Origin of the sequence: Kitasatospora sp. NPDC127060, assembly GCF_042724935.1 — a bacterium.
In the GTDB taxonomy this organism is placed as follows: Bacteria; Actinomycetota; Actinomycetes; order Streptomycetales; family Streptomycetaceae; genus Kitasatospora.
This window is the reverse complement of the sequence record NZ_JBHXEG010000103.1, coordinates 1-22,161: the sequence shown is the minus strand read 5'-3', so window position 1 is coordinate 22,161 and position 22,161 is coordinate 1. Positions and strand designations below refer to the sequence as shown.

General features: G+C 73.6%; 17 protein-coding genes and 1 pseudogene. 10 read left to right on the top strand and 8 right to left on the bottom strand.

Annotated features, from left to right (window positions below; translation table 11 throughout):
• Positions 1-309 precede the first annotated feature (309 nt).
• The gene (locus ACFWIS_RS36235) at positions 310-921 is read left to right on the top strand and encodes a hypothetical protein (RefSeq protein ID WP_380461734.1); all 612 of its coding nucleotides are present in this window, start codon (positions 310-312) and stop codon (positions 919-921) included.
• Positions 922-925: 4 nt separating this feature from the next.
• Here the strand turns inward: ACFWIS_RS36235 and ACFWIS_RS36230 are convergent, their stop codons facing one another.
• Positions 926-2,080 carry an NAD(P) transhydrogenase subunit alpha gene (locus tag ACFWIS_RS36230; protein ID WP_380461735.1) on the bottom strand — a complete coding sequence of 385 codons (1,155 nt, stop codon included), beginning with the start codon at positions 2,078-2,080 and terminating at the stop codon, positions 926-928.
• 128 nt (positions 2,081-2,208) lie between these two features.
• Between ACFWIS_RS36230 and ACFWIS_RS36225 the strand changes: the two genes are divergently transcribed.
• The 3 genes from ACFWIS_RS36225 to ppsA all read left to right on the top strand — a co-directional run bounded on the left by ACFWIS_RS36225 (position 2,209) and on the right by ppsA (position 11,635).
• Positions 2,209-5,793, top strand: coding sequence for a hydantoinase B/oxoprolinase family protein (locus ACFWIS_RS36225; RefSeq protein WP_380461736.1), 3,585 nt, complete (start codon positions 2,209-2,211; stop codon positions 5,791-5,793).
• A 189-nt stretch (positions 5,794-5,982) separates the two neighbouring features.
• A complete protein-coding gene (locus ACFWIS_RS36220) occupies positions 5,983-8,937 on the top strand; it encodes a cation-translocating P-type ATPase (protein ID WP_380461737.1) in 2,955 nt (984 codons plus the stop codon).
• Between the two features lie 334 nt (positions 8,938-9,271).
• Entirely contained in the window at positions 9,272-11,635 is a 2,364-nt protein-coding gene (gene ppsA, locus ACFWIS_RS36215) for a phosphoenolpyruvate synthase (RefSeq protein WP_380461738.1), read from the top strand.
• 265 nt (positions 11,636-11,900) lie between these two features.
• Here ppsA and ACFWIS_RS36210 read toward each other — a convergent pair whose 3' ends face one another.
• Genes ACFWIS_RS36210 through ACFWIS_RS36190 form a run of 5 tightly spaced genes read right to left on the bottom strand, consistent with a single transcriptional unit; the run spans position 11,901 to position 16,441 of the window.
• Complete coding sequence (locus ACFWIS_RS36210; protein ID WP_380461739.1) at positions 11,901-12,392, bottom strand: hydrogenase maturation protease; 492 nt, start codon at positions 12,390-12,392, stop codon at positions 11,901-11,903.
• The gene (locus ACFWIS_RS36205; protein WP_380461740.1) at positions 12,389-13,684 is read right to left on the bottom strand and encodes a Ni/Fe hydrogenase subunit alpha; all 1,296 of its coding nucleotides are present in this window, start codon (positions 13,682-13,684) and stop codon (positions 12,389-12,391) included. The genes ACFWIS_RS36210 and ACFWIS_RS36205 overlap by 4 nt, the downstream gene beginning before the upstream one ends.
• A complete protein-coding gene (locus tag ACFWIS_RS36200; protein WP_380461741.1) occupies positions 13,681-14,481 on the bottom strand; it encodes an oxidoreductase in 801 nt (266 codons plus the stop codon). Before ACFWIS_RS36200 ends, ACFWIS_RS36205 begins: the two co-directional genes overlap by 4 nt.
• A gap of 5 nt (positions 14,482-14,486) precedes the next feature.
• Positions 14,487-15,293 carry an FAD/NAD(P)-binding protein gene (locus ACFWIS_RS36195; protein ID WP_380461742.1) on the bottom strand — a complete coding sequence of 269 codons (807 nt, stop codon included), beginning with the start codon at positions 15,291-15,293 and terminating at the stop codon, positions 14,487-14,489.
• Complete coding sequence (locus ACFWIS_RS36190) at positions 15,293-16,441, bottom strand: 4Fe-4S dicluster domain-containing protein (RefSeq protein WP_380461743.1); 1,149 nt, start codon at positions 16,439-16,441, stop codon at positions 15,293-15,295. Before ACFWIS_RS36190 ends, ACFWIS_RS36195 begins: the two co-directional genes overlap by 1 nt.
• Positions 16,442-16,671: 230 nt before the next feature.
• Here ACFWIS_RS36190 and ACFWIS_RS36185 point away from each other — a divergent pair, with 230 nt between their 5' ends.
• The 6 genes from ACFWIS_RS36185 (at position 16,672) to ACFWIS_RS36160 (ending at position 20,950) form a co-directional block, all read left to right on the top strand.
• Positions 16,672-16,857: a hypothetical protein gene (locus tag ACFWIS_RS36185; RefSeq protein WP_380461744.1), complete on the top strand. Its 186-nt coding sequence runs from the start codon at positions 16,672-16,674 to the stop codon at positions 16,855-16,857.
• Positions 16,850-17,461, top strand: a complete 612-nt coding sequence (locus tag ACFWIS_RS36180) for a cytochrome b N-terminal domain-containing protein (RefSeq protein ID WP_380461745.1) — start codon at positions 16,850-16,852, stop codon at positions 17,459-17,461. Before ACFWIS_RS36185 ends, ACFWIS_RS36180 begins: the two co-directional genes overlap by 8 nt.
• Positions 17,458-18,390 carry a hypothetical protein gene (locus ACFWIS_RS36175; protein WP_380461746.1) on the top strand — a complete coding sequence of 311 codons (933 nt, stop codon included), beginning with the start codon at positions 17,458-17,460 and terminating at the stop codon, positions 18,388-18,390. The genes ACFWIS_RS36180 and ACFWIS_RS36175 overlap by 4 nt, the downstream gene beginning before the upstream one ends.
• A 332-nt stretch (positions 18,391-18,722) precedes the next feature.
• Entirely contained in the window at positions 18,723-18,923 is a 201-nt protein-coding gene (locus tag ACFWIS_RS36170) for a hypothetical protein (protein WP_380524230.1), read from the top strand.
• 40 nt (positions 18,924-18,963) lie between these two features.
• Positions 18,964-19,665, top strand: coding sequence for a helix-turn-helix domain-containing protein (locus ACFWIS_RS36165; protein WP_380461747.1), 702 nt, complete (start codon positions 18,964-18,966; stop codon positions 19,663-19,665).
• Between the two features lie 16 nt (positions 19,666-19,681).
• Entirely contained in the window at positions 19,682-20,950 is a 1,269-nt protein-coding gene (locus ACFWIS_RS36160; RefSeq protein WP_380461748.1) for an NAD(P)/FAD-dependent oxidoreductase, read from the top strand.
• Between the two features lie 320 nt (positions 20,951-21,270).
• On the opposite strand, the pseudogene ACFWIS_RS36155 reads toward ACFWIS_RS36160, so the two are convergent.
• Positions 21,271-21,507 (bottom strand): annotated as a pseudogene (locus tag ACFWIS_RS36155) (DNA-binding response regulator); the annotation flags it as partial.
• A gap of 507 nt (positions 21,508-22,014) precedes the next feature.
• On the bottom strand, positions 22,015-22,161 hold a 147-nt coding region (locus ACFWIS_RS36150), incomplete at its 5' end, for a CorA family divalent cation transporter (RefSeq protein WP_380461749.1).

The window sequence follows — 22,161 nt, the reverse complement described above, 5'->3', positions numbered from 1 at the left end:
GACAAGGCCGTCCGGGCCCGGGCGCCGGGGCCGTTCTCCTCCGCCCTGAGGCCGGACGGCCCCGGCGCCCGGGGCGTTCAGCCGCTGCCGGGCACGCGGCGGCCGGGCAGACTGGAGACCGGGAACCCACCAGGAGGTGGCGGCCATGATGTCAGCGCTGTCCCAAGCGCTCGGGTGGTTCACCGCCCGGAGCCCGTTGCGAGCGCCACGGGCGTGACCACCGCGACCATTGTGACCGCTGCGGCCGGGGCGGCCCGTCGGCGATGACGCGAGACCGGTCGAGGGGGCCGGAGGACAGGAGTGAACGGGATGTCTGACGGCGGAGGCGGCGAGTACCGCGCCCTGATCGGCGAACTGGCCGGTCTGGTGCGGCTGGCGCACGCCGCTCTACGCGGCGCGACGGCCGCGCTGACGGGCCCGAGCGACGGCGGGGACGGGATCCCGGCCGCGGAGAAGGCCCTGGCGGAGCTGCTGGCGCGGATCGAGGAGGACGCCGCCCGGGCGCCCGCCGGACGCGCCGGGGTCGTGGTGGCCGTCCACGTGGGGTGCGAGGTGGAGGCGCTCGGGCGGCTGGCCGAGCGGCTGCTGGAGGCCGCTTGGGCGCGCCAGGAGCGGGAGCCGTTCGGCGAGGAGCTGCGGACTCCGCTGCACGGGCTCGCGGGGGCGGCGCTGGACCTGGTCGCACGGTCCGCCGACGTCCTGGAGTCCGGGGTGCCCGAGGGCGTCGCGGACGTGCTGACCGAGCTCCACGAGGTCGGGCAGCGGCAGCGGCTGCTGTACGAGCTGCTGCTCCGAGCGGAGCCGACGGACCAGGTCGATGTCACCGATCTCGTGCTGCTGTCCTGCTGCTACCAGCAGTGCGCCGACCGTGCGGCGGCGATCGCCCGCCACGCCGGGCTGTTCTCGCGCGCCGGCGTCTGAGGTCCTACGGAAGGCCGGCCGCGGCGGTCGCCTCCATCAGCAGCAGGCTGGTGGGCTCGTGCCGCACCGCGCCCCGGTCGGTCACCAGCATCGGGCCGAGGACCGGGTCTCCCGGGAGCGATCGGGCCTTCCACAGGCGGTCGAGCAGCGCGAGCGCGTTGTGGGCGTACGCGCGCGAGGCGGTCCCGGGCGCTTGCGCGGCCAGTTCCCCTGCGCCGATCACCGTGATCCCGTCACCGACCAGCGTCGTGGTGTCCGGCAGGACGCCCTCGATGTTGCCGCCCTCCGGACCGGCCGCCAGGTCCACCAGCACCGAGCCGGGCCGCAGCCGCGCCACCGTCTCCGGGTGGAGCAGGACCGGGGGCATCCGGCCGGGCAGGGTGAGGGCCGTCACCACGACGTCGTACCGCACCACGGCCTCGGCGAGCCCCGCCACCCACGCCGAACGCCCGTGGTCGAGGGCTTCCCGCAGCTCCCGGTCGTCCGCCACCGGGTGCAGGCCGGGCAGGTCCAGCAGGTCGGCCCCGAGGGCGGCGGCCGACGCGCGCTCGCGGTGCCGCAGCTCGACCGCGCCGACCTGCGCGCCCAGGCGCCGGGTGGTGTCGACCGCCTGAAGGCCCGCGTGGCCGGCGCCGACCACCAGCACCCGGACCGGGTCGAACAGCCCGTCCGTCGTTCCCCAGGGCGGCAGGCAACGGCCCAGTCGCTCGGCAGCGAGCAGCACCGCCCGGTACCCGGCCACCCTGCTCTGGGAGGCCTCGGCGTCCAGCGGGTAGGCGGCGGGCAGATCGGGCGCCAGATCGAGGCCGATCGTCGTCAGGCCCCGGTCCGCCCACTGCCGGACCAGGTACGGGATCCGCTGCGGTCGAAGCAGTGCGGCCAGCACCTGCCCGTGGCGCAGCTCGCGCATCAGGTCGGCGTTCGGCGGGTGGATGCCGAGCAGGACGTCCGTGCGGAGCCGCAGCTCGGCGCGCCCGGCCACGAGCGCGCCCGCGGCGACGTAGTCGGCATCGTGGTGGCCGGCGAGGGCGCCCGCGCCGGACTCCACCAGGACCGTCGCACCGAGGCGGCCCACGGCCGGAACCAGATCGGGCACGAGGGCCACCCGGCGCTCGCCGGGTGCGGTTTCCCGCAGCACTCCCACCGTCGTGGCCGTCATGGCTGCCTCCAGCGTCGACACTCACGCCCAGTATGTTCCGTTTGCCCCGGCAGTTCGCCCGGCCGGATACTCGTGCGCGGGGCCACTCACGCACGGAACGCCACGCGGCACGGCGGAGGGAGCCGGTCATGGCAGCCAGGGGCTGGCAGTTCTGGGTGGACCGGGGCGGGACCTTCACCGACGTGGTCGCGCTGACGCCGGACGGCCGGCTCGTGACCCACAAGCTGCTCTCGCACGACCCGGCCCGCTACCGCGATCCAGCCGTGGCGGGGATCCGGGCCCTGCTGCCACCCGACGCGGATCTCGAAGCGGACATCGACTCCGTCCGGATGGGCACCACGGTGGCCACCAACGCCCTGCTGGAGCGCACCGGCGAGCCGACCGTGCTGGTCATCACGCGCGGCTTCGCGGACGCGCTGCGGATCGGCTACCAGAACCGGCCGCAGATCTTCGCCCGGGAGATCGTCCTGCCCGATCCGCTGTACGCCCGGGTGGTGGAGGTGGACGAGCGGATCACGGCCGACGGCGAGGTGCTGCGGCCACCCGACCTCGACCGGCTCGCCGAGGACCTGCGCGGCTGTCTGCGCGACGGCATCCGGTCCGCCGCCGTGGTCTGCCTGCACAGCTGTCTGCACCCGGCGCACGAGCAGGACATCGGCCGGCTCGCCGATCGACTCGGCTTCGACCAGGTGTCGTTGTCGAGCGAGGCGAGCCCACTGATGAAGCTGGTGCCGCGTGGGGACACCGCCGTGGTCGACGCCTACCTCAGCCCCGGCCTGCGTCGCTACGTCCGACAGGTGTCGGACGAACTGGCCGGTGTCCGACTGATGTTCATGCAGTCCAACGGCGGGCTCGCCGAGGCCGGACACTTCCGCGGCAAGGACGCGATCCTCTCCGGCCCGGCCGGCGGCATCGTCGGCATGGTGCGGATGTCCCGATCGGCCGGCCACGAGCGGGTGATCGGCTTCGACATGGGCGGCACCTCCACGGATGTCTCGCACTTCGCGGGCGAGTACGAGCGGGTGGTGACCACCCAGGTCGCCGGTGTACGGCTGCGGGCGCCGATGCTGGCCATCCACACCGTCGCGGCGGGCGGCGGCTCGGTGCTGCGCTTCGACGGCGAACGCCTGCGGGTCGGGCCGGACTCGGCAGGGGCGGATCCCGGACCGGCCTGCTACCGGGGCGGCGGGCCGCTGACCGTCACCGACGCCAACCTGCTGCTCGGCCGCGTCCAGGCCGAGCACTTCCCGCACGTCTTCGGACCGTCCGGCGACCAGCCACTCGACACCGACCTGACGCGGCGTCAGTTCGGTGAACTGGCATCGGCGATCGGCGACCGGACGGCCGAGGAGGCGGCCGAAGGCTTCCTGCGGATCGCGGTCGGCAACATCGCCAACGCGGTCAAACGCATCTCCGTCCAGCAGGGCCATGACGTCACCCGCTACACCCTGACCACGTTCGGCGGCGCCGGCGGTCAGGTCGCCTGCCCGGTGGCCGAGGCACTCGGCATCCGTACCGTCCTGGTCCCGCCGATGGCCGGGGTGCTGTCCGCCCTCGGCATCGGCCTGGCCGACACCACCGTCCTGCGCGAGCACGCCGTCGAACGGCCGCTGGCGGCGCAGGAGATGGCCGCCGTACGGTCCCTCGCCGACGAACTGGCGGACGCCGCCACGCGCGAGCTGATCGACCAGGGCATCCCGCAGGAGCAGACCCGGCTGACGCACCGGGCCCGGTTGCGCTACCAGGGCACCGACACCGCGATCGGCGTCCCACTGGGCGAACCCGCCGACATGCAGGCCGAGTTCGAGGAACGGCACCGAGCGACCTACTCCTTCCTGATGGACCGCCCGCTCGTCATCGAGGCCCTCGCCGTCGAGGGCACCGGCCTCACCGAGCAACCGGAGCTCGACACCCTCTCCCCCGCTCCCGAGCACCCCGCGCCACCCACCACCGTTTCGCTGTACACCGGCGGTGAGCGGCGCCAAGTCCCGCTGCTGGAGCGTGAGTCGATGCCGGCCGACGCGACCGTCACCGGCCCGGCCGTGATCGCCGAGGCCAATGCCACCACCGTCGTGGACGACGGCTGGAAGGCCACGGTCACGTCAGCCGGACACCTCCTGGTCGAGCAGATCAGGGCATCCGCCGAGGAGACCGTCCCGACCACCGCCGACCCGGTCCTGCTGGAGGTCTTCAACAACCTCTTCATGGCGATCGCCCAACAGATGGGCGCCCGGCTGGAGTCCACCGCCCAGTCGGTCAACATCAAGGAGCGGCTGGACTTCTCCTGCGCGCTCTTCGACGCGGACGGCAACCTCGTCGCCAACGCCCCGCACATCCCCGTCCACCTCGGCTCGATGGGCACCACCGTCAAGGAGGTGCTGCGCCGGCGCGGCCCCGAGCTGCGCCCGGGCGACACCTACGCGGTCAACGACCCGTACCACGGCGGCACCCACCTGCCCGACATCACCGTGGTGACCCCCGTCTTCGACCCCGACGTCAACGAGATCCTCTTCTTCGTCGCCTCACGCGGCCACCACGCCGAGATCGGCGGTACCGCCCCCGGCTCGATGCCCGCCGACAGCCACGAGATCCACGAGGAGGGCGTGCTGTTCGACAACTGGCCGCTCGTGGAGGACGGCCGGCTGCGCGAGGCCGAGACCGTGCGGCTGCTCACCGAGGCGCCGTACCCGTCCCGTGACCCCGACACCAACCTCGCCGACCTGCGCGCCCAGATCGCCGCCAACCGCAAGGGCGTCGACGAGGTCAACGCGATGATCGAGCACTTCGGCCTCGACGTCGTCCAGGCCTACATGCGCCACGTCCAGGACAACGCCGAGCAGGCGGTGCGCCGGGCCGTCGACGGCCTGACCGACGGCACGTACCGCTACGAGACCGACTCCGGGGCCGTGATCGCCGTCTCGGTGCGCGTGGACCGCCGGGACCGCAGCGCCGTCATCGACTTCACCGGCACTTCGCCGCAGCTCAGCAGCAACCTCAACGCGCCTTCGGCCGTCGTCACCGCGGCCGTCCTGTACGTCTTCCGCACCCTCGTCACCGACGACATCCCGCTCAACGACGGCTGCCTGCGCCCGCTGCGGATCGTCGTGCCGCCCGGCTCGATGCTCGCTCCGGAGTACCCGGCCGCCGTCGCCGCCGGCAACGTCGAGACTTCGCAGGCCATCGTCGGCGCGCTCTACGCGGCACTCGGCGTGCAGGCGGAGGGCTCCGGGACGATGAACAACCTCAGCTTCGGCAACGAGCACCATCAGTACTACGAGACCATCGCCTCCGGCGCCGGCGCCGGCCCGGGTTTCGACGGGGCGGACGCCGTCCAGACCCACATGACCAACTCCCGCCTCACCGACCCCGAGGTGCTGGAGTGGCGCCTGCCCGTCCTGGTCGAGGAGTTCGCCGTCCGCCCCGACAGCGGCGGCGCAGGCCGCCACCACGGCGGCAACGGTGCGCTCCGACGGCTGCGCTTCCGCGAACCGATGACCATCAGCCTGCTCACCGGCCACCGGCGCGTCCCCCCGTACGGTCTGGACGGCGGATCCCCCGGCTCCCTCGGCGCCAACCGCGTCCGGCGCGCTGACGGCACGGTCGAGGACCTGCCCGGCTGCGGCACCGCCGACGTCGCGGTCGGTGACGCCCTGGAGATCCGCACCCCCGGTGGCGGTGGCTACGGCCGGCCGTACCCGCGCCCGGGCCCATGAGGTGCGCACCGGCCCCGGCCGAGGGGGCCGGTCGGCCCTGCTGCCCGGTCGGGCCGCGTCCCTACGGTGATGGGGAGGCAGGCCGCACCACCCGGTGGAGGATGTGATGACAACCGCCAGCGAACACCCGGCAGGGGCACCCGCAGCTCGCGCCCCCCGGCCCGGGCCGACGAACGACCGGAACTGACCGTGACCGGCGACCGCCAGGCCACCCTCCGGCCCGGCCCACCGGGTACCGGTGAGGAAGCCCCGGACCCGCGCGAGCCCATCAGCCTCCTCTTCCGCGACCTGCGGACCTCACCGGACGGCCTGACCGAGCGCGAGGCCGCCCGGCGGCAGACCGTGTACGGACCCAACGCGCTCGCGCGCCGGGAAGCCCGCCGCTGGCCGGGCGAGCTGGCCCACCAGTTCACCCACCCCTTGGCGCTGCTCCTGGCCTTCGCCGCCGTACTGGCGGCCGTCAGCGGAGCTCCGAACCTGGCGGGCGCGATCGTGGCGGTGATCGGGCTGAACGCCCTGCTCGCCTTCGCACAGGAGCGGCAGGCCGAACGGGCGGTCGAGGCCCTGGCCGGCTTCCTACCCGAAGAGGCGACGGTGGTCCGGGGAGGCCGCCGACGGCCGGTCCCGGCGATCGAGCTGGTGCCCGGCGACGTCCTGGTGGTCGAGGAAGGCGACCGGGTCCCGGCCGATGCCCGGCTGCTGTCGGGCGGGGTCGAGGTCGACCTGTCGGCACTGACCGGAGAGTCCGTACCGGCGTTCCGGTCGGCCGAGTACGCCGACGGCGCCGGTCCCCTCCTGGACGCCCGCGACGTGCTGTTCTCCGGCTCCGCGTGCACCGGAGGCCAGGCCCTGACGGTGGTGACGGCGACCGGCATGCACACCGAGCTCGGCCGGATCGCCGCACTGAGCCAGCGCACCCGGCGTGAGGAGAGCCCGCTGGAGCACCAGGTGAAACGGGTCGCCCGGCTGATCGCCGTGATCGCGGTCGGGGTGGGCCTCGCGTTCCTGCCGATGGGCCTGGCGGCAGGTCTCTCGCTCACCGCGGCGGTGGCCTTCGCCGTCGGCCTGCTCGTCGCCAACGTGCCCGAGGGCCTGCTGCCGACGATCACCCTCGCGCTCGCCACCGGGGTGCGCGACCTCGCCCGGCGCGGCGCCGTGGTCAAACGGCTGTCCGCCGTGGAGACCCTCGGTTCCACGACGGTGATCTGCACCGACAAGACCGGTACGCTGACCGAGAACCGGATGCGGGTCACCGAGGTGTGGACTCCCGACAACGGGACCACGGCGGAGGGGACTTCGAAGCAGAGCGGTGAGGTCCTCGCACTCGCCGAAGCATCCGCCACCTGTACGACCGCCGACCCGGTGGCGGGGCACGGCGACCCGACCGAACTCGCCCTCCTCGACCTGGCCGCCCGCCTCGGCGCCGACCCCGACCCCCGCCGACGGGATCGCGAGCGCCGGGCGCTGTTCCGCTTCGACCCGCACGTCAAGCTGATGACCACCGCCGACGCGCGCGACGGCACGGTCGTCCTGCACACCAAGGGCGCCCCCGAGGAGGTGCTCACCCACGCCACCCACCTGCTCGACCACGGCGCCGAACGCCCGCTCACCCCGACCGACCGCACCGAGGTGGTTCGCGCCGTCGGCCGGCTGGCGGAGCGCGGGCTGCGCGTCCTCGCCGTGGCGCGACGGCCGCTCCCGCCCGGGCAACCGCCTCCGAGCCGCCGTGAGGAGGCCGAGCACGACCTCTGCCTCCTCGGCCTGGTCGCCATGGCCGACCCGCCCAGGCCCGAGGTGGCGCAGGCCATCCGGCAGGCCCACCAGGCCGGTGTCACCGTGCACGTCGTCACCGGGGACAACGGCCTGACCGCCGCGGCCGTCGCCGAGCAGGTCGGCATCGGCCACCGCGGCATGCGCATCGTCACCGGCACCGAACTCGACGCCATGGGCGACGACCGCTTGGACGCGCTGCTCGCGCGGGGGGAGGAGGTGATCTTCGCCCGCACCTCCCCCGAGGCCAAGCTGCGGATCGCCGACGCGCTGCGGGCCGAGGGCCACACCGTCGCCATGACCGGCGACGGCGTCAACGACGCGCCCGCCCTTCGCCGCGCGGACATCGGCGTCGCCATGGGCCGCTCCGGAACCGAGGTCGCCCGGGAGGCCGCCACCATGGTGCTCACCGACGACAACTTCGCCACCATCGTCGCGGCCGTCGAGGAGGGGCGGCGCACGTACGACAACATCCGCAAGTTCATCGTCTACATCTTCACCCACGCCGTGCCGGAGGTCGTCCCCTTCCTGGTCTTCGCGCTCGCCGGCGGCGCCGTGCCGCTCCCGCTGACGGTGATGCAGATCCTCGCCATCGACCTCGGCACCGACACCCTCCCGGCCCTCGCCCTCGGCCGCGAGCGCGCCGAGCCGGGGCTGATGGACCGGCCGCCCCGGCCCCGCTCGGAGCGGGTGATCCGCCCGGCCATGCTCGCCCGGGCCTGGGGCTTCCTCGGCCTGATCTCCGCCGTGCTGATCATGGGCGGCTACTTCCTCACCCTCGGCCTCGCCGGCTGGCACGCCGGCGACCCGACCGGCCCGGGCTCCGCGCTTCACCTGCCGTACCAGCAGGCCACCACCGTCGCCTGGCTGGGCATCGTCGCCTGCCAGATCGGCACCGCTTTCGCCGCCCGCACCGACCGGGCCTCGCTACGGGCGATCGGCGTGTTCAGCAACCCGCAGTTGCTCGGCGGCATCGGCTTCTCGCTCGCGTTCGCCGCCGCGGTCGTCTACCTCCCGGCGCTGCAGAGGGTGTTCGGCACGGCCGCCCTCTCCCCCACCCAACTACTGACGGTGGCACCGTTCCCGTTCCTGGTCTGGGGCGCGGACGAACTGCGCCGTGCGGTCGTCCGCCGCCACACGACCGCGGCGACGCCCTCGGCGACGCCCTCGGCGACGCCCACCCCAGCACCACCCACCCCGGTACCGGCCGCCACCGAGGAGACTCCGCACCACCCGCTCCCCGTCCTGCTCGCCCGGCACGGATGGAGCGCCCCCAGGCTCACCCACGCCCTCGGCGTCGGCGAGCACGCGGCCGCCGAGATCGTGGCCCACGCCCACCGCGTCGCCGCCCAGCACGGTCACCGGGCCCGGTGATCCCGGGCCGCCGCCCCGGCGCTCGCCCTGCCGGCGGACTCGGTGCTGTGGGGCGCCGTGGTCATCGCGCCAGGCGCCGCCGCCTACGCCCTGCGCAAGGCGATCGCCCGCACGTGAACGCTCCTCGGGAGGTGGAGCCCATCCGATTCCGATCCGCCCCTGCCCAGCCCGGCGATCGGGGCCGAACGGCCCTGATTCGGCAGCCGATCGGGCCGGTTCCCGGGGGCGTACGCCTCTGCGCGCGGCGGGCGGCCCGGGTGGACAGTGGCAGGGACGGAGCCCTCGACGCGTCCCGCGCTGCGAGGACATCCTGCGAGCGCGCCTGGAGGAAGCCATGCGCCGTGTCATCCGCTTCCGCGAAGTCGGCCGCGAGGACGTCGGCCTGGTCGGCGGCAAGAACGCCTCGCTGGGCGAGCTGATCAACGGTCTGGGCCCCGCCGGGGTCCTGGTGCCGGACGGCTTCGCCACCACGGCCGACGCCTACCGCGAGCTGTTGGACACCGGCGGTCTGCGCGAACGGATCGCCGAGCAGGTAGACCGGCTGCACGGGGGCGCCCCGTTGCCCGAGGTCGGCGCCGCGATCCGGTCCGCCGTTCTGGCCGCTCCCCTGCCTCCCGCGCTCGAACACGAGGTCGTGCAGGCCTACGAGCACCTTGCCCGCGAGGCCGGACGGGAGGACCCGGACGTCGCCGTGCGCAGCAGCGCCACCGCCGAGGACCTGCCGGAGGCGAGCTTCGCGGGCCAGCAGGAGACCTTCCTCAATGTCCGGGGCGCCACGGCGCTGCTCGCCGCCTGCCGTCGCTGCTTCGCCTCGCTGTTCACCGACCGGGCGATCGACTACCGGGAGCGGATGGGCTTCGGCCACCTCGCCCTGGCGCTGTCGGTCGGTGTCCAGCTGATGGTGCGCTCCGACCTCGCGGGCGCGGGCGTGGCGTTCACGCTGGACCCCGAGACCGGCTTCCCTGGCGTGGTGGTCATCAGCGCCGCGTGGGGGCTGGGCGAGACGGTGGTCAGCGGGCAGGTGGACCCGGACGAGTACACGGTGTTCAAGCCGGTCCTCAAGGACCACCGCCTCGATCCGGTGGTCCAGGTGCAGCTCGGGGCCAAACGCCGCAAGGCCGTGTACGCCGAGGACGGCTCGACCCGGACGGTCGACACCGACACCGGCGAGCGGGCACGCCAGGTGCTCGGCCTCGGCGACATCCGCACGCTCGCCGAGTGGGCGGTGGCGGTGGAGGAGCACTATGGCTGCCCGATGGACCTGGAATGGGCCAAGGACGGGATCAGCGGCACGCTGTTCCTCGTCCAGGCCCGGCCGGAGACCGTGCAGTCCCGCCGCCGGGGCGAGGTGCTGCGCCGCTTCCGGCTGACCGGTACGGGCGAGCGGCTGGTGGACGGCATCGCCGTCGGCGAGGCGGTCGGCGCCGGTCCGGTGTGCGCGCTGGCCGAGCCGGTCGGCCTGGAGCGCTTCCCGCAAGGGGCCGTGCTGGTCACGGAGATCACCGACCCGGACTGGGAGCCGTTGATGAAGCGGGCCGCCGCGATCGTCACCGACCACGGCGGTCGGACCTCGCACGCGGCGATCGTCAGCCGCGAGCTGGGCGTGCCGGCGGTGGTCGGCACCGGCTCGGCGACCGGCCTGCTGGCCGACGGGCAGGAGGTCACGGTCTCCTGTGCCGAGGGCGCGGACGGGCACGTGTACGCGGGCCGCGTCGCGTACGAGTCGACGGAGACCGACCTCGACTCGCTGCCGGCCACCCGTACCAAGGTGATGCTCAACCTGGCCGACCCCGGCGCGGCGTTCCGCTGGTGGCGGCTGCCAGCGGACGGCGTGGGACTGGCCCGTACCGAGTTCGTGGTCGCCCACCAGGTGCGCGTCCACCCGATGGCCCTGGTCCACCCCGAGCGGCTGTCGGCCGAGGACCGGCGGCTCGTCGGCGAGTTGACGTACGACTACCCGGACCGCACCGACTACTTCGTGGACCGCTTCGCCCACGGCGTGGCCCGGATCGCCGCTTCCCGCTGGCCCGACCCGGTGGTGGTGCGCACCAGCGACTTCAAGACGAACGAGTACGCCCGGCTGGTCGGCGGGACGCCCTTCGAGCCCGCCGAGGCCAACCCGATGATCGGCTGGCGCGGAGCGAGCCGCTACTACGACCCCGGCTACCGCGAGGGCTTCGCCCTGGAATGCCGGGCACTGCGCCGAGCCCGGGACGAGCTCGGGCTCACGAACGTCGTCGTGATGATCCCGTTCTGCCGCACCCCGCAGGAGGCCGACGAGGTCCTCGCGGTGATGGATGACAACGGCCTCACGCGCGGCGCGAACGGCCTGCGGGTGTACGTGATGGCGGAGATCCCCTCCAACATCCTGCTCGCCGAGCAGTTCGCCGAGCGCTTCGACGGCTTCTCGATCGGCAGCAACGACCTCACCCAGCTCACCCTCGGCGTCGACCGCGACTCCGGCCTGCTCGCCCACCTCTTCGACGAACGGAACCCGGCCGTCACCCGCTGCGTCGAGTCCCTGATCGCAACGGCTCACGCGGCCGGCCGCCACGTCGGCCTCTGCGGCCAACGCCCCAGCAACGACCCGGACTTCACCCGCTTCCTGGTCCAGGCCGGGATCGACTCGATCTCCGTCACCCCGGACAGCTTCGCCGCCGTCAAGCACGCCGTGGCGGCCGCCGAGGCGGCGGGCTGACGAGGTCGAGGTCAGGCCGCCGACCGGTTGTGCAGCAAGGTGTCGAGGGCGTCCGGGATGCGCGTCCAGGTGTCCTCGGGGGTGCGCGGGGTGTGCTGGGAGCTCCCGGCCCGTTCCGGGCGACGTAGCCGTGGAAGGTGCTGCCGAGCAGCTCCGCGCCGGGGTCACCGCGTGACCGGGGACCGGGGTCCCACCCTGGGACCTCGCCGTCACCCTGGGCTGGTTGCCGACGCCGCCGGGCGCCGAGTGCCCTCGCACCGGGTCGTCATCGCCGGGCCTCCACCGCCCGACGGACCTCGGCGGCGAGGCGCGGCACCGCGTCGGCGACGGCCGGGCTCAGGCCCTCGCCGATCGAGAAGTCCGCGCCCTCGACCGCGACGATCAGCAGCTCGCGCGGCAGTTTGCCGAGCGCGGCGGCCAGGGCGACGGCATGGCCGAGGCCCAGGCCGTGGGTGCCCGCCGCCGCCTCGTCCTCGGCGAGGGGGTCGGCGAGCAGGTGGTCGGCATCGACGGTGACCCGGTGGATCCGGCCCGGCTCTCCCGGGTGGCTGTGCACCGCGTCCACCACGATGGCGAGGTCCGCGCCCTCCCAGAGCTCCATCAGGCGGGTGGACTCGCCGTCGCACAGGGTGAGCCGGTCGACGGCGGGGCCGTCGGCCGCGAGCTCCGCGAGGACGGCCACGGCGGCACCGTCGTCGTGCCGGTACTCGTTGCCGACGCCGATGACGACGATGCGCCGGCCGACCACGCCGGTCACCTCCGGTCCACGGTGAGGTTGAGGAAGTGCGCGGCGCAGGAGATGCACGGGTCGTAGTTGCGGATCGCCTGCTCGCACTGGCGGGTCAGCTCCGCGTCGTCCAGGTGCAGCCGCGGCTCGACGAAGACGCGCAGGTCGGCCTCGATCGCGGACTGGTTCTGCGCGGTCGGCGGGACGATCACGGCCCGCCGGATGAGCCCGTCCTCACCGATGTCGTACCGGTGGTAGAGCAGCCCCCGCGGGGCCTCGGTGGCGCCGTACCCGGTGCCCGCGCGCGGCGGGACGGGGACGGCCGGGGCCGGGGGCGGCTCGTACCGCTCGATGATGCGCTGGGCCTCGGTGACGGCCCACAGCACTTCTGCCGCCCTGATCACGATGCTGCGGAAGGGGTTGTCGCAGCGCGGGCCGAGCCCGGCCTCGTCGGCCAGGGCGCGGATGCCGGTGGGCAGCCGGTCGCCGGAGAGGTTCCAGCGGGCGAGCGGGCCGGTGAGGTGGGGCCGGCCGTCGAGGGTGGCGTGCAGGGCGGTGGAGTGCGGCACCTGGTGCTCCCGGACGCGCTGCTCGAAGTCCGCCACCGGGAACGGGCCGGCCGAGGTTCCGGTGGGCGTGCCGGAGTCGATGGCGTAGCCGCCGGGGTCGGCGAGGGCGAGCAGTTCGTGCCGGACGGTCAGCGGTGGGAAGTCGAAGCCCGCCACCCAGCCGAGGGTGTCCTCGGCGTCGGTCCGGGCCTGGCGCAGCACCGTTGCCAGGTGGTCGAGTTCGGCGCGTGTGGGGAGCCGGTGGAAGCCGCCGAGCCGGATGTTCACCGGGTGGATCGCCCGCCCGCCGAGGACCTCGACGATCTCGTTGCCGGCCTTCTTCAGCCGCAGGCCGCGCTGGAGCAGGGGCGCGTCCGTACGGGCGAGCGCCAGCGCGTCGGGCAGGTGGAGGAAGTCGGGGGCGTGCAGCAGGTAGATGTGCAGGGTGTGGCTCTCGATCCACTCCCCGAAGTACAACAGCCGTCTCAGCTGGGCGAGTTGGCCGTCCACCAGTACCCCGCAGGCGTTCTCCACCGCCTGGCAGGCGCTCATCTGGTACGCCACCGGGCAGATCCCGCAGATGCGGGAGGTGAGGTCGGGCGGCTCGGTGTACCGGCGGCCGCGCAGCAGCGCCTCGAAGTAGCGCGGGGGCTCGTAGATCTCCAGCCGGACCTCCTCGACCTCGCCGTCGCGGACGGCGAGGTGCAGCGCGCCCTCGCCCTCGACGCGGGCCAGCGCGCCGACGGTGAGCAGCCGTTCGGTGCGGTGGGTCATCCGGGCTCCTCGGTCGTCTGCCGGGCCGCTTCCGCGAAGTCGGGGGCCTCGGCGTTGAAGGTGCGGTAGAGCCGGGCGGCGTCCGCGTCGGTGACGCCGTCGCGGCGCAGCAGCGGCAGCAGGGCGCGGGTGTTGGGCCCTCCTTCGCCGTGGAAGCTGCCCGTGGGCCCGAAGCAGCCGTAGCAGCCCCGCCCGTACGCCGGGCAGATGGCGCCGCAGCCGGCCTGGGTGACCGGGCCGAGGCACGGGGTGCCGTGGGCGACGGTGACGCAGGTGGTGCCGCGCAGCTTGCACTCGAAGCAGACGCTGTGGGTGGGGATGTCGGGCTTGCGGTCGGCGAGGTAGGCGGTGATGACCTCCAGCAGCTGCCGCTTGTCGATCGGGCAGCCACGCAGTTCCAGGTCGACCGGCACGTGGGCGGAGATCGGGGTGGAGCGGTCGAGGCTGTCGATGTACTCGGGGCGGGCGTAGACGACGGACTGGTACTCGGGCAGGCTCGCCAGGTTGCGCAGGGCCTGGACACCGCCGGCGGTGGCGCAGGCACCGATGGTCACCAGGTAGCGGGACTGCTCGCGGACCCGCCGGATCCGCTCCAGGTCGGCGGGGGCGGCGATGGAGCCCTCGACGAGGGAGAGGTCGTAGGGCGGCGGTAGTTCACGGCTGGAGGCCTCCAGGAAGTAGCCGATCTCGACCTCTCCGGCGAGCGCGAGGAGTTCGTCCTCGCAGTCGAGGAGGGTGAGCTGGCAGCCGTCGCAGGAGGAGAACTTCCACACCGCCAGGCGCGGGGTACCGGCCATGGCGCTCACCGCTCGGGGGTGGACAGCAGGCCTTCGGCGTGGCCCCAGCCGAAGACCGGGCCGTCCCGGCAGACGAGGACGGGGCCGAGCTGGCAGTGGCCGCACCAGGCGGTGGCGCAGCGCATGTTGCGTTCCAGCGAGACCCGGATGCGCTCGGCGGGCACGCCCCGGCGCAGCAGTTCGCGGGCGGTGGCGCGCATCATCACCTCCGGGCCGCACAGGTAGGCGGCGCAGTGCTCGGGGCGGAGGTCGACCCCGTCCAGCAGCGCGGTGACCAGCCCGACTGCCTCGCGCCAGCCGGGCTCGGGGCGGTCCACGGTGGTCCGGACGTCCGCCCGGGAGCGCCAGCGCGGCAGGTCCTCGACGAACAGCTGCTCGCCCGGGTTGCGGTACCCGGTGAGCACCGAGACCGTCCCGTAGGACTCGGCTCGGGCGAGGACTTCCTCGATGAGCGGGCGGAGCGGGGCGAGCCCGATGCCGCCGGAGACGATCAGGACGTCGCTGCCCGCGGGTGGGGTCTGCCAGGCCGTGCCGTACGGTCCGCGCGTCCCGATCCAGTCGCCCGGCTCGGCCCTGCACAGCGCCTCGCTGACCCTCCCGACCGCCCGCACGGTGTGGGCGAGCGTGTCGCCGGTGATGGCGCTGACGGAAAGCGGGATCTCGCCGGTGCCGAAGCCGTACAGCATGGCGTACTGCCCGGGCCGGAACGGCCGCAGTGGGCTCGCGGCCGGGACGAGGTCGAGGGTGACGGTGTCGGCGGTCTCCCGGTGGCGGGCCAGGACCCGGTAGGGGACGGGGGTCGTCTCGTGCATCACGGTTCTCCGTCCGTCGTGGCGGCCTCCGCGCGCAGGGCGGTGACCTCCTCGGTGATGTCGATGCCGACCGGGCACCAGGCGATGCAGCGGCCGCAGCCGACGCAACCCGAGGAGCCGAACTGGTCGTGCCAGGTGCCGAGTTTGTGGGTGAGCCACTGGCGGTAGCGGCTGCGGGCGGAGGTGCGGACCGGGCCGGTGCCGTGCAGGTGGGAGAAGTCGAGGTCGAAGCAGGAGTCCCAGCGGCGCCACCGCTCGGCGTGGTCACCGGTGAGGTCGGTGACCTCCTCGGTGGTGGTGCAGAAGCAGGTGGGGCAGACCATGGTGCAGTTGCCGCAGGTCAGGCAGCGGTTCGCGACCTGGTCCCAGCGCTCGGCGGTCATCGTGCCGGCCATCAGGGCACGCAGGTCGGTGGGGTCCATGCTCCGGCCCATCCGCCCGGCGGCCTCGGCGACGGCCGAACGGGCCCGTTCGCCGTCGGTGGGGCGGGTGGGGAGTGCGGCGAGGACCTCCTCGCCGTCGGGGCTGCCGGCGCGGACCGTGTAGTGGAGCCCGTCCGGTTCCGCCGTCTCGGTGAGCGCCAGGTCGTAGGACGACCCCTGCGGGAGGCCCGGGCCGGTGCCCATCGAGACGCAGAAGCAGACCGCGCTCGGTTCGGTGCATTCGGCCACGACGATGAACGCGCCGGCCCGCCGGGGCTCGTACACCGGATCGGTGTACGGGCCGCCGGTGAGCACCCGGTCCTGGACGGCGATCGCGCGCAGGTCGCAGGGGCGCACACCGAGGAACGCGTAGCGGGGCGGCGGATCGTCGTCCTCCCGGACGGTGACGGTGCCGTCCTCGGCTCGGTCGGCCTGCCAGAGCCGGGCCCGGGGCGGGTGCAGGAAGGTCTTCCAGGACTGCGGCCCGGCCGAGTGGGCGAAGGCCGCCCGGTCCGCGCGCGGGTGCAGCCGGTAGGTGCCGGCCTCGGCCTCGACGCCCCAGCCGTACGGCAGCTCCGCGGCGGAGGCCAGCTCGGCCAGCACGATCGCGCCGTCCCGCACGGTGGGGCCGACCACGGTGTACCCGCGCTGCCGCAGGGCCTCGACGAGCGCGGCGAGGCCCTGTTCGTCCAGCTCCACGAGCGGAGCGGTGGTGGTGTCCGTCATCGGGCTGCCCTCGGGCTCCTCGTCGTCCCCGGCACCGCCCGGGACGGGCGGTGCGCGTGGTTCCACTGTCCATCGCGACCCGGAATCCCGCATGGGCCGCCCGGCCCCGCCCCGGGGGCCGTCGGGGCCGTCGGCCGCCGCCGTTCGGCGCAGCGTCGTGTGCGGCGCGCGGGAGGGCGGGCAAGACTGGCGCCAGATTCTGGGTCCGGATGCTTGGAAAGGGGGCCGCCATGAGAGCGGCACCGCGGACGGGTGGCCTCGCGGCACCGGTCGACCTCAACCACCCCGGGCACTACGTCCACTGGGGCGTGGTGCAGATCTCGGTGGCGAACCTGGTGGTCATCGGCGTGATGGTGGTGGTCTTCCTGGCCGCGCTGTTACTCCCGTTCCCCAAGGGGCGGCGGCGCGATGACTGACTGGACCGGGGCGGTGCGGCGGTTCGCCGTCCGCAGGCTGCCTCCGGAGAAGCTGCTGCCCGGCACCCAGCCGGCGTACATGTCGTCGTGGATCTACGTCTTCGGCGTGCTCACGGTGTCGTCGCTGGTGGTGGTGCTGGTCTCCGGCGGGGTGCTCGCGCTGGAGGGTCCGGGCTGGTGGCACGCCTCCGGCGTCGGGAGGTTCGTCAACAGCGTCCACCTGTGGAGCGTGGAGCTGTTCATGGCGGTGATGGTGATCCACCTGTGGGGCAAGTTCTTCATGGCCGCCTGGCGCGGCCGGCGGGCGCTCACCTGGGTGACCGGCGCGGTCACCTTCCTGGCCGCGATCGCCACCGCGTTCACCGGCTACGCGGTGCAGCAGAACTTCGACTCGCAGTGGATCTCGGGACAGGCCAAGGACGCCCTCAACGCCGTCGGGATCGGTGCCTGGTTCAATGTGCTGGACTTCGGCCAGATGCTGATGTGGCACATCGTGCTCTTCCCCTTCGTGCTCGTGGTGCTGACGGCCTGGCACGTCCTGTTGGTCCGGACCCGAGGGATCGTGCCCCCGATCGACGCCTCGGCACCGCGGGTCGAGTCGTGAGGCGCACCGACACGCCCGACCCGGGCGACTTCCCGACCCGCCCGTACGACCTGGTCAAGGAGTTCACCATCGCGTTGGTGGTGGTGACGCTGTTGAGCGTGGGCCTGGCCGCGCTGTTCTCCTCACCGGACGAGAAGCCGACCACCCTGGCCTCCTGGTCGACCGCAGACCCGAGCGACTTCACCGCCACCGCCGTGGCGGAACTCGCCGGCACCAGCACCTCGGCGGGCTACGGCCCGCCGTACAACCACGCGCCCGGTGCCGGGCAGAAGATCGGCCCGGTCGGGCTGCAGCGCGCGGCCGGGGTGCGCATCCCGGTCGATCCGGCCGAGGACTTCGTCCTGGGCCCGCTGCGCCGCTCCCCCGAACCCGCCGAGGTCACCGCCGCACTCGCGGCCTGGAACGGCGCCGCGGGCGACCGGCAGCAGTCCTGGAGTTCGGCGTACGCCGACGCCCTCGGCAAGGCACCCGACGGCGACCCGGCCAAGGTCGCGCCAGGTGACTACGGCCCGGTACCGGTCCTCACCGCCCGGCTCCTGGTGCTCGCCCAGTCCGGTTCGCTCGACGGGCAGCTCCTCGCCCAGGACCGCTTCTACCAGACGGACTACACCCGGCCGATGCTCTTCCTCGCCGACGGCTCCCACCTGTCCGACCGGGCCACCTCCCAGCACCTGACCGGCAGCCAGTGGGGCATGATGAACGAGACCGGGAACTACCCGGGACAGGCCTGGCTGTGGCTGTACACCTTCTGGTACCAGATCGACCCGTTCAACACCTCCAAGAACGCGGACGCCGAGATCTGGGCGATCATGGCCGTTCTCAGCCTCGCCCTCGTCCTGGTTCCGTTCATCCCCGGCATCCGGTCCATCCCCCGCTGGACCAGGGTCCACCGGCTGATCTGGCGGGACTACTACCGCGGTCGGCGGTAGTTCCGCTTCAGCGTTCGTCCCTTCCGGCTGGTCAACGGTCCGAGTGCCACCGCCCGGAAGACGCCCGGTGAGTCCGCGCGGCCGCCGGAGGACTCGCCCGGCGACGGCCGCTGACCGGGCCGACCGGAACCACCCTCCGTGGTGTCCGCACAGCCCCGTCGCCCCGTCGCGGTCGTCACCGGGACCGCCCGGGCCCGTCAGGGCCCACCGGCCTGCGGCCCGGGACCGACCGGCCCTGCCCCGCCCGCCCGGCGGCGACCGACGATGAGAGCGGTCAAGGCTCCGCACAGAGCCGGTGACGGCGCCGGCCGGGGCCGACGAAGGAGTCTGCGATGAACGGCTTCGAAACCCGCCGCCCCGTGATCGTGGGCGTCGACCGCTCCCGGCCGCCGATGACAGGCAGCGGGCGCGCGTCGCGACGGCCGCCGGCACCGGGGCGGGGGAGCCGCCTCGGCGGCTTCCGCGGCCTGCTGTCCGGCTCCACCGGCCTCGCTCTCGTGCACCGCTGCACCGCTGCACCGCGCCGCCGGTGATCGTCCCGAACAGCGTCCCGGCCTGACCACGGAGATCGTCATGAAGACCACGAACGAACACCGGACGGACCCCCGTCCGCCCGACCCCGGCGACCTCGGCCGCCGGGTCGCCCACCGCCGTACCCAGCTCGGGCTCACCCGCGAGCTGGTGGCCGAGCGCGGCGGCCTGGATGCGGGGTTCGTCGCATACCTGGAGACGCACCCCGTTCCGGTCGGCGTCAGTACGCTCACCCGGCTCGCCGACGCGCTCGACACCACGGTCGGCAACCTTCTCGGTGGCGGGCGTGAGGAGCCGCCCGGCCGAGCCCGCGCCAACACCCGGGTACGGACCGAGGAGCTGGACCCGGCGGCCTGCTGGAGCAGACTCAACCCCGGGGGCGTCGGCCGGGTGATCCTGACGGCGCCGCGCGGGCTGGTGGCGCTGCCCGTCAACTACCGCGTACTGGACGCCACCATCCTCTACCGCACCGCGGAGGACGGCACCCTCGCCCGCACCGCCGGCAGCGAAGTCGCCTTCGAGGTGGACCAGTTGGACGAAACGTTCGCCACCGGCTGGAGCGTGCTGGTCAACGGCACCGTCTCGGTCGTCTCCGACGAGGAGGCCGTGCGATGGTTCGAACAGCACTCCGACCCCCACCCCTGGGCAGGCGGCGCCCGGGACACCTGGATGCGGATCCGGCCCACCGGGATCAGCGGCCGGATCATCCGCCCGGAAGGACCCCCGATCATCGGCTCCGAGTAGGCAGGGAAGCATCGCGATGAACGCCAAACCGCACGTCCTCGTGGTCGGCGGCGGCTTCGCCGGCCTGGAGACGGCCTTCGGCCTGCGCTACCTGCTCGGCGACCGAGTCCGCATCTCGCTCGCCGCCGACCGGGAGGACTTCCTGTTCAAGCCCGGCACCATCTACCTGCCCTTCGGCGCCGCCGAGGGCCCGCTCCACATCCGCCTACCCGGCCCGCTGTTCCGCCGCCACGTCGCCTTCCACCAGGGCGCGGTGGCCGAGGTCGACCCGGACACACTGGCGGTGGAACTCACCGACGGCACCCGGCTCCGCGGCGACTTCCTCGTCCTCGCCACCGGAGCCGCGATGCGCCCGCAGGAAGTGCCCGGCCTCGCCGAACACGCCCAGACGGTCTGGACTCCCCGCCAGATGCGCTCGCTGGGACGGAGGTTCCAGGAACTCAGGGAGGCCGCCGAGGCCGGACAGCACCGCCGGGTGCTCTTCCTCGTCCCGCCGGACAACAAGTGCGCCGGGCCGCTGTACGAGACCGCGCTGATGCTGGACACCTGGCTGCGCCGGGCGAACCTGCGTCCGTACGTCCACCTCACCTGGACCACCCATGAGACCGGCTACATCCAGGCCCTCGGCCCGCGCCTGCACCAAGTGGTGGAAGGCGAGTTCACGGCGCGGGGCATCGAGGGCCACACCTCGGCGGTGGTCGACGACGTCGGCGACGACGAGGTCCGCTACGCCGACGGCACCATCCGCCCCTACGACCTGCTGGTCGCCTTCCCCCCGTACGCCGCGGCCGTCGACTACCCTGAACTGCCGCACGACGAACGGGGGTTCCTGCTCACCCATCCGGACACCCGGCAGGTGCGCGAGCACCCGCGGATCTACGCACCCGGCGACGCGGGCGATTTCCCGGTCAAGCAGGCCTTCCTGGCCTTTCTCCAGGCCGATGCCGTCAGCCAGCACATCTGCACCGTCGTCGACCCCGAACTGCTCGACCGGCCAGGACCGTTCGAGCCGATCAGCATGTGCGTGCTGGAGATGCTCGACAAGGCGACGTTCGCCCAGGTGCCGCTGGAGGAGACCGGCAACACGGCCCAGCCCGTCCGCGTGGCGGTCGACGCCGACGGCGCCTACCGGGTCGGCACCTCCCCGCTCTGGCGCCTGGGCAGGAAGGCCCTCGGCCTCTATCTCCCGATCCGGTTCCGCGCCGGCCTGCCGTTCCACGGCGGCCGCCCCTGGCAGGCCATGGAGCTCGCGCTCAAGGGCATGTCGCGCGTTCTCGCCACCTGACCTGCTCCGATCCGCACCCCTCGCCAAGTCATGGTGGTTCACTCCCCGCCGGCGGGGAGCGTGGGTGATTCGAGCACCCGCCGGACCGGTGGTACTGGTCGAGGGTCCAACAGCCCCGACCGCCCCGACCGCCCCGGCCGGGCGGCACTGACCGCCGGGAACGCGCACCTCACCGGACGACCGGGGCCAGCAGCTCGATGTGCCCGGTGCGAAGGTGATTGCGGTGTCCGTCGGCGAACTCCAGCCGGAGGCTGCGGTCCGCCGGGGTGTCCACGACCACAGCGTTCTCGATCGTGCCGTAGCAGGACTCGGGACGTGAGTATCGCGACCTGCGGTGGGTCCGGCAGCGACCTGAGCTGCCGCAGAACGGACGGCCCGGCCGGGCCGTCCAGGACCTCCGGACCGGGCATCCGGACGTCCAACAGCACTACCTCGGGCCGGTGTTGTGCCACAGCGGTCGCCGCCCCGGCGCTGCCGACGGCGGCGACCACCTCGATCTCCGGGCCCTCATCGAGGATGAGCTCGAATCCGATCCGTGTCAGCGTCTCGTCATCCACCACCACGACCCTGATCGGCGATGCTCCGGCCGCGGTCCGGGCCGCGGCGCCGTCGTCCCACCGGCCGGAGACGGGCGGCGCTGTGCGGTGCGTGGTCACCGTTCGATGCTCCACAGCGGTCGTCGGGAACGGCGGCAGGGCAGTGGCGGCGAGCAGAGCGGTGAGGACGATCCGCTGACACCGGCGACGCACGGCAGGTCGTCGGGCACGGTGTGGAAGGACATGCACCCGGCATCGGCAGCCGGGCCGGCCGGCGGAATCCGGCAGGAGTCCGGACTCCGCCAGCCGGTCGGCCGCATGCCCCGCCGCTCAGCGGGGTGCGGTGTCACGCTCGCCGCACCCCGGAGGACGGAAACGAAACGGGCGTGCGGCGGCGTCAAGGGCGCAGACGGGGCCGCGGGACTCGGCCGGCCTGACCGGGGATCCCTCCGTCGCCACGGCGCGGCCGGTCCGTCCGGCAGGGCGGTCGTCCGTCCGGCTGTCCAGGCGGCTCCCCACGAGGGCCTGCTACAGCCAGTCACGGCGCTTGAAGGCCAGGTACAACCCGGTGCAGACCAGCGCCATCAGACCGATCGCGAACGGATAACCGAACGCCCACTTGAGCTCCGGCATGATCTGGAAATTCATGCCGTAGACGGTGCCGATCAGGGTGGG

What these genes read in the sequence shown, in the direction of transcription:
- ACFWIS_RS36180 (WP_380461745.1), top strand. Translation starts at nt 16,850, where the DNA reads ATGACTGACTGGACCGGGGCGGTGCGGCGGTTCGCCGTCCGCAGGCTG.
- ACFWIS_RS36185 (WP_380461744.1), top strand. Translation starts at nt 16,672, where the DNA reads ATGAGAGCGGCACCGCGGACGGGTGGCCTCGCGGCACCGGTCGACCTC.
- ACFWIS_RS36190 (WP_380461743.1), bottom strand. Translation starts at nt 16,441, where the DNA reads ATGACGGACACCACCACCGCTCCGCTCGTGGAGCTGGACGAACAGGGC.
- ACFWIS_RS36195 (WP_380461742.1), bottom strand. Translation starts at nt 15,293, where the DNA reads ATGCACGAGACGACCCCCGTCCCCTACCGGGTCCTGGCCCGCCACCGG.
- ACFWIS_RS36230 (WP_380461735.1), bottom strand. Translation starts at nt 2,080, where the DNA reads ATGACGGCCACGACGGTGGGAGTGCTGCGGGAAACCGCACCCGGCGAG.
- ACFWIS_RS36200 (WP_380461741.1), bottom strand. Translation starts at nt 14,481, where the DNA reads ATGGCCGGTACCCCGCGCCTGGCGGTGTGGAAGTTCTCCTCCTGCGAC.
- ACFWIS_RS36205 (WP_380461740.1), bottom strand. Translation starts at nt 13,684, where the DNA reads ATGACCCACCGCACCGAACGGCTGCTCACCGTCGGCGCGCTGGCCCGC.
- ACFWIS_RS36170 (WP_380524230.1), top strand. Translation starts at nt 18,723, where the DNA reads ATGAACGGCTTCGAAACCCGCCGCCCCGTGATCGTGGGCGTCGACCGC.
- ACFWIS_RS36165 (WP_380461747.1), top strand. Translation starts at nt 18,964, where the DNA reads ATGAAGACCACGAACGAACACCGGACGGACCCCCGTCCGCCCGACCCC.
- ACFWIS_RS36160 (WP_380461748.1), top strand. Translation starts at nt 19,682, where the DNA reads ATGAACGCCAAACCGCACGTCCTCGTGGTCGGCGGCGGCTTCGCCGGC.
- ACFWIS_RS36225 (WP_380461736.1), top strand. Translation starts at nt 2,209, where the DNA reads ATGGCAGCCAGGGGCTGGCAGTTCTGGGTGGACCGGGGCGGGACCTTC.
- ACFWIS_RS36235 (WP_380461734.1), top strand. Translation starts at nt 310, where the DNA reads ATGTCTGACGGCGGAGGCGGCGAGTACCGCGCCCTGATCGGCGAACTG.
- ppsA (WP_380461738.1), top strand. Translation starts at nt 9,272, where the DNA reads ATGCGCCGTGTCATCCGCTTCCGCGAAGTCGGCCGCGAGGACGTCGGC.